The following is a 16,954-nucleotide window of genomic DNA, read 5'->3' on the forward strand; positions in this document are numbered from 1 at the left end:
TTGCTAGTGATAGGTAAATCCGCGAATAGCAACAAAAGGCAACCGAGTGACAAAAGGTGTTACGCGCACCTCTTTCGAACCTGCGCGAAAGAGGAAGAAACCAAGCGTTTCCAAGTGGTTTCGTGTCGTGGAGCGCAGGCGGCAGGATGGTTGCGATCGTCGGTTCAGCGTCCAAGCTGTTGAAACTCATCACAGGATGTTTCTTATCACAAGCAAGTCAGAGCGCTAGAACCTAGGATCGTGACGAGTGGCGTGGTGCGACTTCGCATCCCTCTTATGGAGCGGTCCGATGGCTGAGGAAGCGGTTCAAGGCAATGTCCCGGCGGTCGACGATCGTCAGATCCTGGACGATCTGACCCTCCTGCAGCAGGTCGACGGCACCCGGCTGGGCGGCGTCATCCACGAGGCGAGCGCGGTCCAACTGCAGCGGCCCGACGACACGCTGGGCTACGTTCAGACCGACTACCGCGGCGCCGAGGATCTGATGGTCGGCGGCGCGGTGCAGACCGGCACCGTCGTCGGCGAATCGGTGGCGGTCGCCTCCGACCGGGCGGTGAACGCGCTGCTTCTGAACGGCGATGTCCTGCGCACCGAAGGCCCCCGCGGCTCCGGCCCGGCCGGCCCCGAAGGGTCGGGCCTGTCGGAGGGGGAGAGCCGCGAGGCCACCGGCAGCGCGGTGGAGCGGGCGGAGCTGCTGTCAAACGCGCGTACGACGACCACCTATACCGAACTCGCCGTCGCGCTTCCGGACATCCCCGTGCCCGAGACGCCCGATCAGGTGATCGACGACGGGACCGTCCCCAACGCCGCCCCCGTCACCGTCCTGGACGCCCCGACCGCTGCGCCCGACCTTACCGCCGCTGCCACCACCACTCCGGCGCCGGTGTCCGACACGCCCAGCCTGACGGTGGACGGCGTGTCGGGCGACGAGGACACGGCGATCGCCCTCGACATCGCCGCCGCCCTGACCGACACCGGCGGGACGGAGGTGCTGACCGTCACCCTGTCCGGCATTCCGGACGGGGCGGTGCTGCGCGACGGGTCCGGCGCGGTGCTGACGGTGGTGAACGGCAGCATCGTGCTGACCTCCTCGCAGGTTCCCGGCCTGACGCTGACGCCGCCGCCCAACAGCGGTGACAGCTTCTCCTTGACCGTGACCGCCACCAGCACCGACGGCAGCGCCACCCCCACCAGCGTCTCCACCACGCTGCCGGTCACCGTCAATCCGGTTTCCGACACGCCGACGCTCAGCGTCGCGGCGGTGACGGGGGCGGAGGATACGGCGATTCCGCTGACCATCAGCCCCGCCCTGACCGACACCGACGGGTCGGAGACGCTGAGCGTCACCATCGGCGGCATCCCGGACGGGGCGGTTCTGACCAACGCGGCCGGCGAGGCGCTGACCATCTCCGGCGGTTCCATCACCCTGACGCCTGCCCAGCTTGCCGGCCTGGCGATCACGCCGCCGCTGAACAGCGACGCGGACTTCACCCTGACCGTCACCGCGACCAGCCGGGACGGCACCGCCGCTCCGGCCAGCACCAGCATGCCGCTGGTGGTCACGGTGACCCCGGAGACCGATACGCCGACGCTGACGGTCAGCGCCGCGTCCGGCAATGAAGACACCGCCATCCCGCTGGCCATCAGCCCGGCCCTGACCGACACCGACGGGTCGGAAACGCTGACCATCACCATCAGCGGCGTTCCGGGCGGCGCGACGCTCAGCGCCGGCACCCACAATACCGACGGTACCTGGACGCTGACGCCGGCCCAGCTCGCCGGCCTGACCATCACGCCGCCGCAGAACAGCGACGTGGACTTCACCCTGACCGTCACCGCCACGGCAAAGGACGGCACGGCCGACCCGGTATCGGTGACACAGACCCTTGCGGTGGCGGTCGCGCCGGTGTCGGACACGCCGACGCTCACCGTCCAGACGGCGGCAGGCGACGAGGACACGGCGATCGCCCTGACGATCAATCCGGCCCTGACGGACACGGATGGATCGGAAACCCTCAGCATCACCATCTCCGGGATTCCGGACGGAGCGGTTCTGACCAACGCGGCCGGCGAGGCGCTGACCATCTCCGGCGGCTCGATCACCCTGACGCCTGCCCAGTTGGCCGGTCTGGCGATCACGCCGCCGGAGAACAGCGACGAGGACTTCACCCTCACCGTCACGGCCACCAGTAAGGACGGCGATGCCGCCACGGCAAGCACCAGCGCGCCCTTGCTGGTCACCGTCAATCCGGTGTCGGACACGCCGACCCTGACCGTCACCGCCGCCCAGGGCAATGAAGACACCGCCATCCCGCTGGCCATCAGCCCGGCCCTGACCGACACCGACGGGTCGGAGGCGCTGACGATCTCCATCGCCGGCGTTCCGGCTGGGGCGATGCTCAGCGCCGGCACGCACAATGCCGACGGAACCTGGACGCTGACTCCGGCGCAGCTCGCCGGCCTGACCATCACGCCGCTGGCGAACAGCGACGCGGACTTCACCCTCACGGTCACCGCCATCGCCAACGACGGCGTCGCTGCCGAAGCGACCAAGAGCGAAACCCTGCGCGTCACCGTCGATCCGGTGACCGATACCCCGACGCTCAGCGTCACCGCCGCCACCGGCAATGAAGACACCGCCATCGCGCTGGCGATCAACCCGGCCCTGACCGATCTGGATGGCTCGGAGACGCTGAGCATCACCATCAGCGGCATCCCCGCCGGTGCGACCCTCGGCAATACGGCGGGCGACGTGCTGACCGTCACCGGTGGCTCGATCACGCTGACCAAGGATCAGCTTGCCGGCCTGACCGTCACGCCGCCGTCGAACAGCGACGTCGACTTCACCCTGACCGTCACCGCCACGGCCAAGGACGGCACTGCCGATGCGGTCTCGGTGACCCGGACGCTGCCGGTGACCGTCAATCCGGTGTCGGACACCCCGACACTGAGCATCACCGCCGCTCGGGGCAACGAAGACACCGCCATCGCCCTGACGATCAACCCGGCGCTGACCGATCTGGACGGCTCGGAAGCCCTGAGCATCACCATCGCCGGCGTTCCGGCCGGTGCGACGCTCAGCGCCGGCAGTTCCGTGACCCAACCGGACGGCACCACCACCTGGACTCTGACCCCGGCCCAACTGGCCGGTCTGACCATCACGCCGCCGTCGAACAGCGATGTCGATTTCGACCTGACGGTCACCGCCATCGCCAAGGACGGCGCCGCCGTCGAAGCGACAAAGAGCGAAACCCTGCGCGTCACCGTCGACCCGGTAACCGACACGCCGACGCTGAGCGTCACCGCTGCGCGTGGCAACGAAGACACCGCCATCGCCCTGACGATCAGCCCCGCCCTAACCGACACCGACGGTTCGGAATCTCTGAGCATTGTCATTGCCGGCGTTCCGACCGGGGCAACGCTCAGCGCCGGCACGCACAACGCCGACGGGACCTGGACACTGACGCCGGCGCAGCTTGCCGGTCTGACCGTCACGCCGCCGTCGAACAGCGACGTGGACTTCACCCTGACCGTCACCGCCACGGCCAAGGACGGCAGCGCCGATGCGGTGTCGGTGTCCCGGACGCTGCCGGTGACCGTCAATCCGGTGTCGGACACCCCGACCCTGACCGTCACCGCCGCCCAAGGCAACGAAGACACCGCCATCGCCCTGACGATCAGCCCCGCCCTGACCGACACCGACGGTTCGGAAACGCTGAGCATCGTCATCGCCGGCGTTCCCACCGGGGCAACGCTCAGCGCGGGCACACACAATGCCGACGGGACCTGGACTCTGACCCCGGCCCAACTGACCGGTCTGACCATCACCCCGCCGTCGAACAGCGATGTCGATTTCGACCTGACCGTCACCGCCATTGCCAAGGATGGCGTCGCTGCCGTGGCGACCAAGAGCGAGACCCTGCATGTCACCGTCGATCCGGTGACCGACATGCCGACGCTCTCGGTTACCAGCGCCCGTGGCGACGAAGACACCGCCATCGCGCTGACGATCAGCCCGGCGCTGACCGATACCGACGGCTCGGAAGCGCTGAGCATCCGGATCACCGGCATCCCCGCCGGCGCCACGCTTGCCAACACGCTGAACAGCGCGCTGACGGTCACCAATGGTTCGATCACGCTGACCAAGGATCAGCTTGCGGGTCTGACCATCACGCCGCCGTCGAACAGCGACGTCGATTTCGACCTGACCGTCACCGCCGTCGCCAAGGACGGCGTCGCCGCCGAAGCGACGAAGAGCAAGACCCTGCACGTCACCGTCGATCCGGTGACCGATACCCCGACGCTCAGCGTCACCGCCGCCACCGGCAACGAAGACACCGCCATCGCCCTGGCGATCAACCCGGCGCTGACCGATCTGGACGGTTCGGAAACGCTGAGCATCACCATCAGCGGCATCCCCGCCGGCGCCACCCTCGGCAATTCGGCGGGCGACGTGCTGACCGTCACCGGTGGCTCGATTACGCTGGGTAAGGATCAGCTTGCCGGTCTTACCGTCACGCCGCCGTCGAACAGTGATGTCGACTTCACCCTGACCGTCACCGCCACGGCCAAGGACGGCACTGCCGGTGCGGTCTCGGTGACCCAGACGCTGCCGGTGACCGTCAACCCGGTGTCGGACACGCCGACGCTGAGCGTCACCAGTGCTCGTGGCAACGAAGACACCGCCATCGCGCTGACGATCGGCCCCGCCCTGACCGACACCGACGGTTCGGAATCTCTGAGCATTGTCATTGCCGGCGTTCCTACCGGGGCGACGCTCAGCGCAGGCACGCACAACGCCGACGGGACCTGGACTCTGACGCCGGCGCAACTGACCGGCTTGACCATCACGCCGCCAGAGAACAGCGACGTGGACTTCACCCTTACCGTCACCGCCATTGCCAAGGACGGCGTCGCTGCTGAAGCGACCAAGAGCGAAACCCTGCGCGTCACCGTCGACCCGGTGACCGACAAGCCGACGCTTTCCGTCACCGCTGCGCGTGGCAACGAAGACACCGCCATCGCTCTGACCATCAGCCCGGCCCTGACCGATACCGACAGCTCGGAAGCGCTGAGCATCGTCATCGCCGGCGTTCCCACCGGGGCAACGCTCAGCGCCGGCACGCACAATGCCGATGGGACCTGGACTCTGACCCCGACCCAACTGACTGGTCTGACCATCACGCCGCCGACGAACAGCGACGTTGATTTCGACCTGACGGTAACCGCCATTGCCAAGGACGGTGTCGCCACCGAAGCCACCAAGAGCGAGACCCTGCACGTCACCGTCGATCCGGTGACCGACACGCCGACGCTTTCCGTCACTGCTGCGCGCGGCAACGAAGACACCGCCATCGCGCTGGCGATCAACCCGGCCCTGACCGATCTGGACGGCTCGGAAGCGCTGAGCATTGTCATCGCCGGCGTTCCCACCGGCGCGACGCTCAGCGCCGGCACCCACAATGCCGATGGGACTTGGACTCTGACTCCGGCGCACCTGACCGGCCTGACCATCACCCCGCCGTCGAACAGTGACGTCGATTTCGACCTGACGGTGACCGCCATTGCCAAGGACGGCGTTGCCGCCGAAGCGACCAAGAGCGAGACCCTGCGCGTCACCGTCGACCCGGTGACCGACAAGCCGACGCTTTCCGTCACCGCCGCCCAAGGCAACGAAGACACCGCCATCGCTCTGACCATCAGCCCGGCCCTGACCGACACCGATGGCTCAGAAGCGCTGAGCATTGTCATCGCCGGCGTTCCCACCGGCGCGACCCTGAGCGCCGGCACGCACAATGCCGACGGGACCTGGACCCTAACCCCGGCCCAGCTGACCGGGCTGACGATCACGCCGCCGTCGAACAGCGATGTCGATTTCGACCTGACGGTAACCGCCATCGCCAAGGATGGCGTCGCTGCCGTGGCGACCAAGAGCGAGACTCTGCATGTCACCGTCGATCCGGTGACCGACATGCCGACGCTCTCGGTTACCAGTGCTCGTGGAAGCGAAGACACCGCCATCGCCCTGACGATCAGCCCCGCCCTGACCGACACCGACGGTTCGGAAGCGCTGAGCATCGTCATCGCCGGCGTTCCTACCGGGGCGACGCTCAGCGCCGGTACGCACAATGCCGATGGGACCTGGACCCTGACCCCGGCGCAGCTTGCCGGCCTGACTATCACCCCACCGTCGAACAGCGACGTCGATTTCGACCTGACCGTCACCGCCATTGCCAAGGACGGTGTCGCCGCCGAAGCGACCAAGAGCCAGACCCTGCGCGTCACCGTCGATCCGGTGACCGATACCCCGACGCTGAGCGTCACCGCCGCCACCGGCAACGAAGACACCGCCATAGCGCTGGCGATCAACCCGGCGCTGACCGATCTGGACAGCTCGGAGACGCTGAGCATCACCATCAGCGGCATCCCCGCCGGTGCAACGCTCGCCAACACGCTGAACGGCGCGCTGACGGTCACCGGCGGCTCGATCACGCTGACCAAGGATCAGCTTGCCGGCCTGACCGTCACGCCGCCATCGAACAGCGACGTCGACTTCACCCTGACCATCAAGGCTACGGCCAAGGACGGCACTGCCGATGCGGTCTCGGTGACCCAGACGCTGCCGGTGACCGTCAACCCGGTGTCGGACACGCCGACGCTCACCGTCACCGCGGCCCAAGGCAATGAAGACACCGCCATCGCCCTGACGATCAGCCCGGCCCTGACCGATCTGGACGGCTCGGAAGCGCTGAGCATTGTCATCGCCGGCGTTCCTACCGGTGCGACGCTCAGCGCCGGCACGCACAATGCCGACGGAACCTGGACCCTGACCCCGGCCCAGCTGACCGGCCTGACCATCACCCCGCCGTCGAACAGTGACGTCGATTTCGACCTGACGGTGACCGCCATTGCCAAGGACGGCGTCGCTGCCGAGGCGACCAAGAGCGAGACCCTGCGCGTCACCGTCGACCCGGTGACCGACACGCCGACGCTGAGCGTCACCGCCGCGCAGGGCAATGAAGACACCGCCATCGCGCTGACGATCAACCCGGCCCTGACCGACACCGACGGGTCGGAAACCTTGAGCATCCGGATCACCGGCATCCCCGCCGGCGCCACGCTCACCAACACGCTGAACGGCACACTGATGGTCACCGGCGGCTCGATCACGCTGACGAAGGATCAGCTCGCCGGCCTGAAGATCAAGCCGCCGTCGAACAGCGACCTCGACTTCGACCTGACGGTGACCGCCGTCGCCAAGGACGGCGTCGCCATTGAGGCTACCAAGAGCGAGACCCTGCACGTCACCGTCGATCCGGTGAGCGACACGCCGACGCTGAGCGTCACCGCCGCGCAGGGCAACGAAGACTCCGCCATCGCATTGTCGATCACCCCGGCCCTGACCGACACCGACGGGTCGGAAACCTTGAGCATCCGGATCACCGGCATCCCCGCCGGCGCCACGCTCGCCAACACGCTGAACGGCACGCTGACGGTCACCGGCGGCTCGATCACGCTGACCAAGGATCAGCTTGCCGGTCTGACCATCACGCCGCCGTCGAACAGCGACCTCGACTTCGACCTGACGGTCACCGCCGTCGCAAAGGATGGCGTCGCCGCCGAAGCGACGAAGAGCAAGACCCTGCACGTCACCGTCGACCCGGTGACCGACACGCCGACGCTGAGCGTCACCGCCGCGAGCGGCAACGAAGACACCGCCATCGCGCTGGACATCCGGTCGGCCCTGACCGATCTGGACGGTTCGGAAGCGCTGAGCATCACCATCGCCGGCGTCCCGGCCGACGCGACGCTCAGCGCCGGCACGCACAACGCCGATGGCACCTGGACGCTGACCCAGGCCCAGCTGTCCGGCCTGACCATCACGCCGCCGCACGACAGCGACGTCGACTTCACCCTGACCGTTACCGCCACGGCCACCGACCGCGGGCTATCCCCGGTTTCCGTCCAGACGACGCTGGCCGTCACCGTGGTGGCGGTGGCCGACACGCCGACGCTCGCCGTGACGCCCATCACCTACGACCTTGCGACCGGCCGGAACGACACGCTGACCGGCACCGCCGGCAACGACACGCTGTCGGGCGGCGCCGGCAACGACACCATCCGGGGCGGCGCCGGCGACGACCTGATCTACGGCGACGGCACCGGCATCTTCACCACCGCCCTGACCATCACCCCCGCCGTGACGGACGTCGACGGCTCGGAGTCGATCTCCAAGGTGACGATCTCCGGCGTTCCGGCCGATGCGACGCTCAGCGCCGGCACCCGCAACGGCGACGGGACCTGGACGCTGTCCCAGGCCCAGCTGTCCGGCCTGACCCTGACCGCCAAGGAGGGGGACAGCGCCACCCCCATCACCCTCACCGTGGTCACGACCTCGGAGGAGCGGGAGAACGGCAGCACCGCCGACAGCGTCTCCCAGACGCTGACCATCCAGTTCACCAACACGCCCAAGGGCAACGACAGCCTGGAGGGCGGCGACGGCAACGACACCGTCTATGGCGGCGCCGGCAAGGACACGCTGGTCGGCGGGGCGGGCGACGACAGCCTCGATGGCGGCACCGACAACGATCTGTTGGCCGGCGGACTTGGCAACGACACCATCGACGGCGGCGCCGGCAACGACACCGTCACCTATGCGGACTCGGCCACCGCGGTGAACGCGAACCTCACGACCGGGGTCGGCACCGGCGAGGGCACCGACACCCTGCGCAATCTGGAGAATGTCACCGGCTCGGCCTTCGACGACACCATCACCGGCGACGGCGGCGCCAACATCCTGCTCGGCGGCGGAGGCAAGGACACCATCACCGGCGGGGCGGGCAGGGACACCATCCATGGTGGGGCCGGCGACGATCTGTCGATCTTCACCGTCGGCACCGATGGCGGCACCTCGTCCAGCCCGGAATTGCAGGATGGCGATGCCGGCATCGACACCTTCCGGGTGATGCTGACCGGTTCGCAGCTGTCGAACGCATCGATCCTGGCCGACCTCCGCACCCTGCGCAACCGGATCGAGGCCACCGCCGCCGATCCCAATGCCGCGACCAACGACGCCGACGTCTCCAAGGCCGCCACCCTGAGCGCGCTCGGCATCAAGGTGGCGGATTTCGAGAAGCTGGAGCTCTATGTCGACGGCCAGCCGGTCGATGTCCGCACGGCGCTGAACTACGCGCCGACCGCGACGGCGGACAGCACCTCCACCCGCGAGGATGTCGCGGTCAACGGCCGGCTGGGCGCCACCGACCAGGACACGCTCAACGGCCGCACCGACGACACGCTGACCTACAAGGGCCCCGGCGACAACGGCCAGCCGGTGCGTCTGGCACACGGCACGCTGGTGGTGAACGCCGACGGCACCTTCACCTACACGCCGGACGCCGATTTCAGCGGTACGGAGACCTTCTCCTTCACGGTGACGGACGGCTACGGCGGCACCTCCACCGCCACCCAGACGATCCAAGTGATGCCGCAGGCCGACGCCATTGCGCTGACCACGCTGACCGCGCGCGGCAACGAGGACGCGGCCGGCGGCATCGCGCTCGCCCCGACCATCACGCTGAGCGACATCGACGCCGCCAGCCCGGAAAAGGTGGAAAGCGTCACCCTGACCATGGCCGCCTCGCAGCAGGACGTGGCCGGCGCCAAGCTGTACGTGAACGGCGTCGAGTTGACCCGTAGCGGTCCCGATGCCTCCGGAAACTACAGCTGGACCATCCCGACCACGGCGCTGGCGGCCGGCGGGACGGCCGGGACCTGGACGGTCCAGGGCCTGACGGTCGTCACCACCCACAACTCCGACGCCGACCTCGCCTACACGCTGAAGGTCGGCACCAAGGACAGCACCAGCGCCGGCACGGTGTATGGCACGCAGACGGCGACCGGCACCATCACCGTTGATGCGGTGGCAGATGCGCCCACCGTGACCGCCGCCGCCGCCGCGACGGACGAGGACACCTCCGTCGCGCTGACGATCACCCCGGCCCTGACCGACACCGACGGGTCGGAGAGCATCGGCTACGTCACCATCTCCGGCGTTCCGGACGGGGCCAGCCTGAATTTCGGCAGCGTTCTCAGCACCCAGGGCGACGGCAGCAAGACCTGGAAGGTGGATGCGGCCGATCTGCCGAACCTGCGCCTGACGCCGCAGCACGACTTCTCCGGCACCATCACCCTCAGCGTCACCGCGACCTCGGTGGAACGGGAGAACGGCTCGACCGCCGTATCGGCGCCGGCCACCCTGTCGGTGACCGTGACCGGCGTCGCCGACGCCCCCATCGTCATCCCCACGGCCGCCACCGGCAACGAGGACAGCGCCATCCCGCTGACCATCGACGCCCACCTGTCCGACGTGACCGGGGAGACGCTGGACCACATCACCATCACCGGCGTGCCGGAGGGGGCGACCCTGTCCGCCGGCACCCACAATGCCGACGGCAGCTGGACCCTGACGCCGGGCCAGTTGAGCGGCCTGAGCTTCACGCCGCCGCTGAATTATTCCGGTACGGTGACGCTGAAGATCACCGCCACCTCGGTGGAGGGGACGAGCACCGCCACCTCGGCGCAGCAGTCGCTGGCGGTGACCGTCAACGCGGTCGCCGATACGCCGGTGCTGTCGGCGTCCGACGCCGTGGGGCGCGAGGACACCGCCATTCCGCTGTCGGTGGTCGCCGCCCTGACCGACCGCGACGGTTCGGAAAGCCTCAGCATCCTGGTCGGCGGCGTGCCGGCCGGGGCGACGCTGAACCATGGCCATTACGACGCGGGCCTTGGCAAGTGGGTGCTGACCCAGGCCGACCTGTCCGGCCTGACCATCACCCCGCCGGCCAATTCCAACACCGGCTTCGACCTGACCTTCACCGCGCGGGCGACGGAAAGCTCCAACGGGTCCATCGCCGATGCGACGGCGATGACCGTTCATGTCGATGTGCAGGGCGTGGCCGACGTGGTGACGCCGAACGGCACGCTCACCGCCCGCGGCAACGAGGACACCGCGATCAACCTGCGGCTCGGCGATCTGGTGATGGTCGACAATGACGGGTCGGAGCGCCTGTCGCTGGTCGTCAGCAACCTGCCGTCCGGCTCCTGGCTGTCGCTGGCGGCTGGGCACGAGAGCGGGCTGGTCTATCTCGGCAACGGCCGCTGGTCGGTCGATGTGGAGTATCGCAACGAGCTGACCCTGACGACGAAGAAGGACTTCGCCGGCACGATCACCCTGAAGGTGGACGTCATCACCACCGACAGCAACGGCGCGCCGATCATCACCGTGAACGGCGTGACCTCCGGCGGGACGCTGAAGGACACCCGCGACCTGACCGTCACCGTCGACCCCAAGACGGACGAGCCGGTCGTCTCCATCAGCGCCCACGCGCAGGAGGACGCCGTCGGCGGCATCCCGCTGACCATCTCCGCCCTGACCGGCGACAGCGACGGGTCGGAGCATATCTCCTCCATCGTCATCTCCGGCCTCCCGGCCTGGGTCACCCTGACCAGCACGGATGCCGGCGCGCTGACCGACAACCATGACGGCAGCTGGACCGTCGATCCGGCCAAGCTCGGAAATCTGCGGCTGAACGTGCCGGCCAACAACGCCGACGACTTCACCATCACCATCAAGGTGACGGCGGTGGACGGTACCGACAGCCTGACCAAGACCTACACCCCGAAGGTCACCGTCACCGCCGTCGCCGACGCGCCGGTGTCGCATGCGGCCGACGGTTCGGCGGTGGCCTACCATGTCGATAACCTGTCGACGACCGGCGTGCCGGACGGTTTGGTTCTCGACCTGAACGCCTTCCTGCAGGACACCGACGGTTCCGAAAAGCTGGCGGTCACCATTTCCGGCGTGCCGAAGGGCACGGTGCTGTCGCGCGGCCTCGACAACGGCAACGGCACCTGGACGCTGACCGCCGAGGAGTATGCCCGGGCGCTGGGCGAGGGCGGCCTGAAGCTGACCGTCAAGGACGCCAATGCCACCGGCATCACCCACAGCGTGTCGGGCACCGTCGACACGGCCAGCGTCACCCTGACCGTCAATCCCTACAGCATCGAAAGCGAGGGCGACCGCAACACCAGCGTGTCCGACAGCTTCGTGCTGAGTTGGACCACCACGGCCGCGACGGGTGGCGGGTCCACGGGTGGTGGTGACACCGGCGGCGGCACCGGTGGCGGCTCGACCGGCGGCGGATCGACGGGGGGAGGCTCCACCGGCGGCGGCTCCACCGATGTCGCCGACAGCCCGCTGCTGACCGTTCAGGCGGCTTCCGGCAACGAGGACACGGCCATTGCGCTCGACATCACCGCCGCGCTGGCCGACACCGACGGGTCGGAGGTCCTGGCCAGCATCGTCATCGAAGGGGTGCCGACCGGCGCCTCGCTGTCCGGCGGCTATCTGGACTCCACCACCGGGAAATGGGTGCTGACTCCCGACCAGCTTTCCGGGCTGAAATTCACCCCGCCGCACGACGCCAGTGGGACCTTCCAGCTGACGGTGACCGCCGTCGCGCGTGAGATCAGCAACGCCGACCGGGCGACCACGACCAAGACCCTGGCGGTCGAGGTGGCGCCGGTCAGCGACGCCCCCGCCATCAGCGCCAGCTCCGTCACGGCGCGGGAGGATCACGCCGCCAGCCTGTCCATCTCCGCCGCCGTCACCGATCTGGTCGGCACGGGGGAGGTGATCACCGCGCTGAAGGTGACGGTTCCGGCCGGCTTCACCCTGTCGGCTGGCACCTCGCTCGGCAACGGAGTCTATGATCTCACCGGCCTGTCCGCATCGGATCGCGCGGCGCTGACGCTGACGCCGCCGGCCAACTATGCCGGCACGGTGACCCTGACGGTGGAGGCGGCCGCCCAGGACGGCACCGCTACGCCCGCCTGGTCGACCAAGACGCTGTCCGTCACCTACACGGCCGCCGCCGACGCGCCCGCCGTCATCGTCCATGACGCGACCGGCGCGGAGGACACGCCCATCGCCCTGAACCTGTCGGCCAGCCTCGTCGACACCGACGGGTCGGAGACGATGGCGGTCATCCTGTCGGGCCTGCCGGCGGGCGCGGTTCTGAACCACGGCTCCAACAACGGCGACGGGTCCTGGACCCTGAAGCCGTCGGAACTGTCGGGCCTGACCGTCACGCCGCCGCGCAACTATTCCGGCGGCATGGACCTGACGCTGACCGCGACCAGCCTGGAAAGCTCCAACAAGGACACGGCGAGCACGACCGCCAACATTCATGTCGATGTAACGGCGGTCACCGACGCCCCCACCGTCATCGTCACCAATGCGTCCGGCAACGAGGATTCGCTGATCGCGCTGAACCTGACGGCGGCGCTGGTCGACACCGACGGGTCGGAGACGATGGCCGTCGTGCTGTCCGGCCTGCCGGCCGGCGCGGTGCTGGTGGATGCCAACGGCAACATTCTGACGCCCACCGCCGGTTCGGTCAGCCTGACCGCCGCCCAGCTGTCGGGCCTCAAGCTTCAGCCGCCGGCCGATGCCGGCACCGACTTCAACCTGACCCTGACCGCGACGACGACGGAGACCGTCGGCGGCGCCACCGCGACCACCAGTCAGCTGTTCCGCGTCAGCGTCGATCCGGTCGCCGACCAGCCCATCCTGACCTGGGCGCCGCTGACTGGGACCGAGGACACGGGGTTACCGCTGAACCTCGCCGTGGCGCTGGCCGACACCGACGGGTCGGAGCGGCTGGGGCTGCTGACGATCACCGGCGTGCCGACCGGTGCGCTGCTGTCGGCCGGCACCCACAACGCCGACGGCAGCTGGACCCTGACGCCGGCCCAGCTCAACGGCCTGATCCTGACGCCGCCGGCCAACAGCGATGCGCCGATCAGCCTCACCGTCACCGCCGTCAGCATTGAATCCAACGGCAGCACGGCGACCAGGGTCGTCACCGTTCCGATCACCCTCCACGCGGTGTCGGACACCCCGACGCTGTCCGTCACCGCCGCCGCCGGCAACGAGGACTCGGCCATCGCCCTGGCGATCAACCCGGCGCTGACCGATTTCGACGGGTCGGAGACGCTGACCGTCACCATCACCGGCATTCCGGACGGTGCCCAGCTGTCCAACGCGGCGGGCGACGTGCTGACCATCACGGGCGGGTCCATCACGCTGACGGCCGGGCAATGGACCGGTCTGGCGATCACGCCACCCTCCAACAAGGGTGACGACTTCACCCTGACCGTCACGGCGACCGCCACCGACGGCACCGCCACGCCGGTCAGCACCAGCGCGTCGCTGCCCGTCACGGTGACCCCGGTGACCGACACGCCGACCCTGACCGTCACCGCCGCGACCGGTGACGAGGACACCACCATCGCGCTGACGATCACCCCGGCCCTGACCGATCTCGACGGGTCGGAGACGCTGACGGTCACCATCGCCGGCATCCCCGACGGCGCTCATCTGTCCAACACGGCGGGCGAAGTGCTGACCGTTTCCGGCGGCTCCATCACCCTCACCCCCGGACAGCTCGCCGGTCTGGCGATCACGCCGCCGTCGAACGACGACCATGATTTCAGTCTGACCGTCACCGCCACCGCCAAGGACGGCAACGCCAGCCCGGTCTCGGTGACCTCCACCCTGCCGGTGACGGTCAACCCGGTGTCCGACGCCCCGACCCTGACCGTGACCGCGGCGGCCGGCGACGAGGATGCGGCGATCCCGCTGACCATCACCTCGGCGCTGACCGACAGTTCGGAGCTGCTGAGCATCACTATCGCCGGCGTTCCGGCCGGTGCGACGCTCAGCGCCGGTACGCACAACAGTGACGGGACCTGGACCCTGACTCCGGCCCAGCTGTCCGGCCTGACGATCACGCCGCCGCTGAATGACGACGGCGACTTCACCCTGACCGTCACCGCGACCTCCACCGACGGCACCGCTACCCCGGCCTCCGTCGTGGCGCAGCTGCCGGTCACCGTCCGCGCCCTGTCCGACGCGCCGACCCTGCATGTCGATCCGGCCTCGGTGGCGGAGGATGGCACGGTCGCCCTGTCGATCACTCCGGCCCTGACCGACGCGTCGGAGACGCTGAGCGTCACCATCGCCGACATCCCGGCCGGCGCCACCCTGTCGAACACGGCGGGCGACACGCTGACCATCATCAACGGCTCGATCACGCTGACGCCGGCCCAGCTTGCCGGGCTGGCGATCACGCCGGCCCACGACAGCGGCAGCAGCTTCACCCTGTCGGTCACCGCCACCTCGACGGACGGCACCGCCACGCCGGCGACCGTCAACAAACCGCTGGCGGTGACGGTGACCCCGGTCGCCGACACGCCGACGCTGCTCACCCCCGCCGTGCACGGCAACGAGGACACGGCGATCACGCTGACGATCACCGCCGCCTCGACCGACAGCGACGGGTCGGAGACGCTGTCGGTGCGGATCACCGGAATGCCGGACGGCGCCAGCCTGAACCACGGCACCCACAACGGCGACGGTAGCTGGACCCTCGCCGCTTCGGATCTTGCCGGCCTGACCTATACCCCGCCGGCCAACGCCCATGGCACGGTCGACCTGTCGGTCACCGTGACCGCCCACGATGGCACCGACACCGCGGCGGTGACGCAGACGCTCAGCGTGACGGTCGATCCGGTGAACGACAAGCCGACCCTCCCCGCCGCCCACGCCACGACCGTCATCGCCGCGGGCACGACCGATCATCCGGCAGTTGTCGCCGACGCGACGATCACCGATGTGGACAGCAGCGTTATGTCCGGCATGTCGATCCGCATCGCCGCCGGATCGCAGACAGGCGACGCGCTGAACCTCGACAGCCTGACCATCGACACCGACCCGTCGACCGGCCGCAGGACGGTGTCGGGCACCGGGATCGAGGTCAGCTGGGACGACAGCACCCACCAGCTGTCCTTGTCGGGCAGCGCCTCCACCGCGACCTACACCGACATCCTCCAGCATCTGGCGCTCAGCCCGAACGGCGGCGGCGCCCGGACGCTGGAGGTGACGGTCAGCGACGACCAGGGACTGTCCAGCGATCCGCTGGCGGTGCAGGTGCTGGTCTCGGCCGATGCGACGATGACCGGCAGCAGCGGCGCCGACATCCTGCATGCCGGAAGCGGCACCACCAGCATGTCCGGCGGGGCCGGCGACGACCTGTTCATCTTCGCCCCGCGCGACGGCAACCTGACCATCGACGGCGGGGTGGGCTGGACCGACGTGGTGGAGGTCGGCGCCTTCGTCGCCAATGCCGGCACCAACTGGCTCCAGCAGCTGGACGGGCACGCCTACACCATCGACCCGTCGGGCCACGGCCTGACCTTCACCCAGGAGACGACCGTCACGCTGGAGGACCAGAACCATCACCAGCTGGTGCTGCAGAACATCGAACGGCTGACGTTCTGACCGGATGGAGGCAGTGGGACAGCGGAGTGGGGCGGGGCGGTCAGGCGACCGGCGCGCCGTCCTCCGCGGTCGCGGTGCCCGCCTGCATGTGGGTGATGATCCGCTTCATCAGGCGGCCCAGCATCGCCCGTTCGTCCTCCGCCATGGCGGCAAGCGGCGGGGTCAGCGACTGGCGCAGGGGGTCGCGGTGCAGCAGGGCCCGCCCCTCGTCCGTCAGGTCGAACAGCCAGCCGCGCTTGAATCCCGGATGCGGACGGCGGGCCAGAAACCCCTTGTCCACCAGGGTGGACACCGTGCGCGACACCGGTGCCAGATGGATCCGCTGGAACCGGGCCAGCGCGGTCAGGGTGCGCGCCGGCTCCGGCGCGTCATGGAAATAGCGCAACGCCACCCATTGCGCCGGGAAAAGTCCTTCGGTGAAGCTGATGCCATAGACAAGCCGGCTGACCTGATCCAGCAATGTGACCAGATCCTCGTCTGTCGACCAAGCGTCGCCATGCCCCGGCCTTTCCGACACGCGCTTCTCTCCCTACAGGCATTGCGCCGAAC

2 protein-coding genes are annotated in these 16,954 nt (G+C 68.8%); one reads left to right on the forward strand and one right to left on the reverse strand.

What is annotated here, in order from left to right; translation table 11 throughout:
* Positions 1-289 precede the first annotated feature (289 nt).
* Positions 290-16,405, forward strand: a complete 16,116-nt coding sequence (locus ACCD06_RS05425) for a tandem-95 repeat protein (RefSeq protein ID WP_413339335.1) — start codon at positions 290-292, stop codon at positions 16,403-16,405.
* Positions 16,406-16,445: 40 nt separating this feature from the next.
* Here the strand turns inward: ACCD06_RS05425 and ACCD06_RS05430 are convergent, their stop codons facing one another.
* Positions 16,446-16,922 (reverse strand): MarR family winged helix-turn-helix transcriptional regulator, encoded by a 477-nt coding sequence (locus tag ACCD06_RS05430; RefSeq protein WP_109074666.1) that lies wholly within the window; start codon positions 16,920-16,922, stop codon positions 16,446-16,448.
* Between the last annotated feature and the right edge of the window lie 32 nt (positions 16,923-16,954).

It is taken from the genome of Azospirillum sp. CT11-132 (genome assembly GCF_047302835.1).
In the GTDB taxonomy this organism is placed as follows: Bacteria; Pseudomonadota; Alphaproteobacteria; order Azospirillales; family Azospirillaceae; genus Azospirillum.

Bases quoted from the DNA above. Each gene is read 5' to 3' on its own strand.
- ACCD06_RS05425 (WP_413339335.1), top strand. From the start codon at position 290: ATGGCTGAGGAAGCGGTTCAAGGCAATGTCCCGGCGGTCGACGATCGT.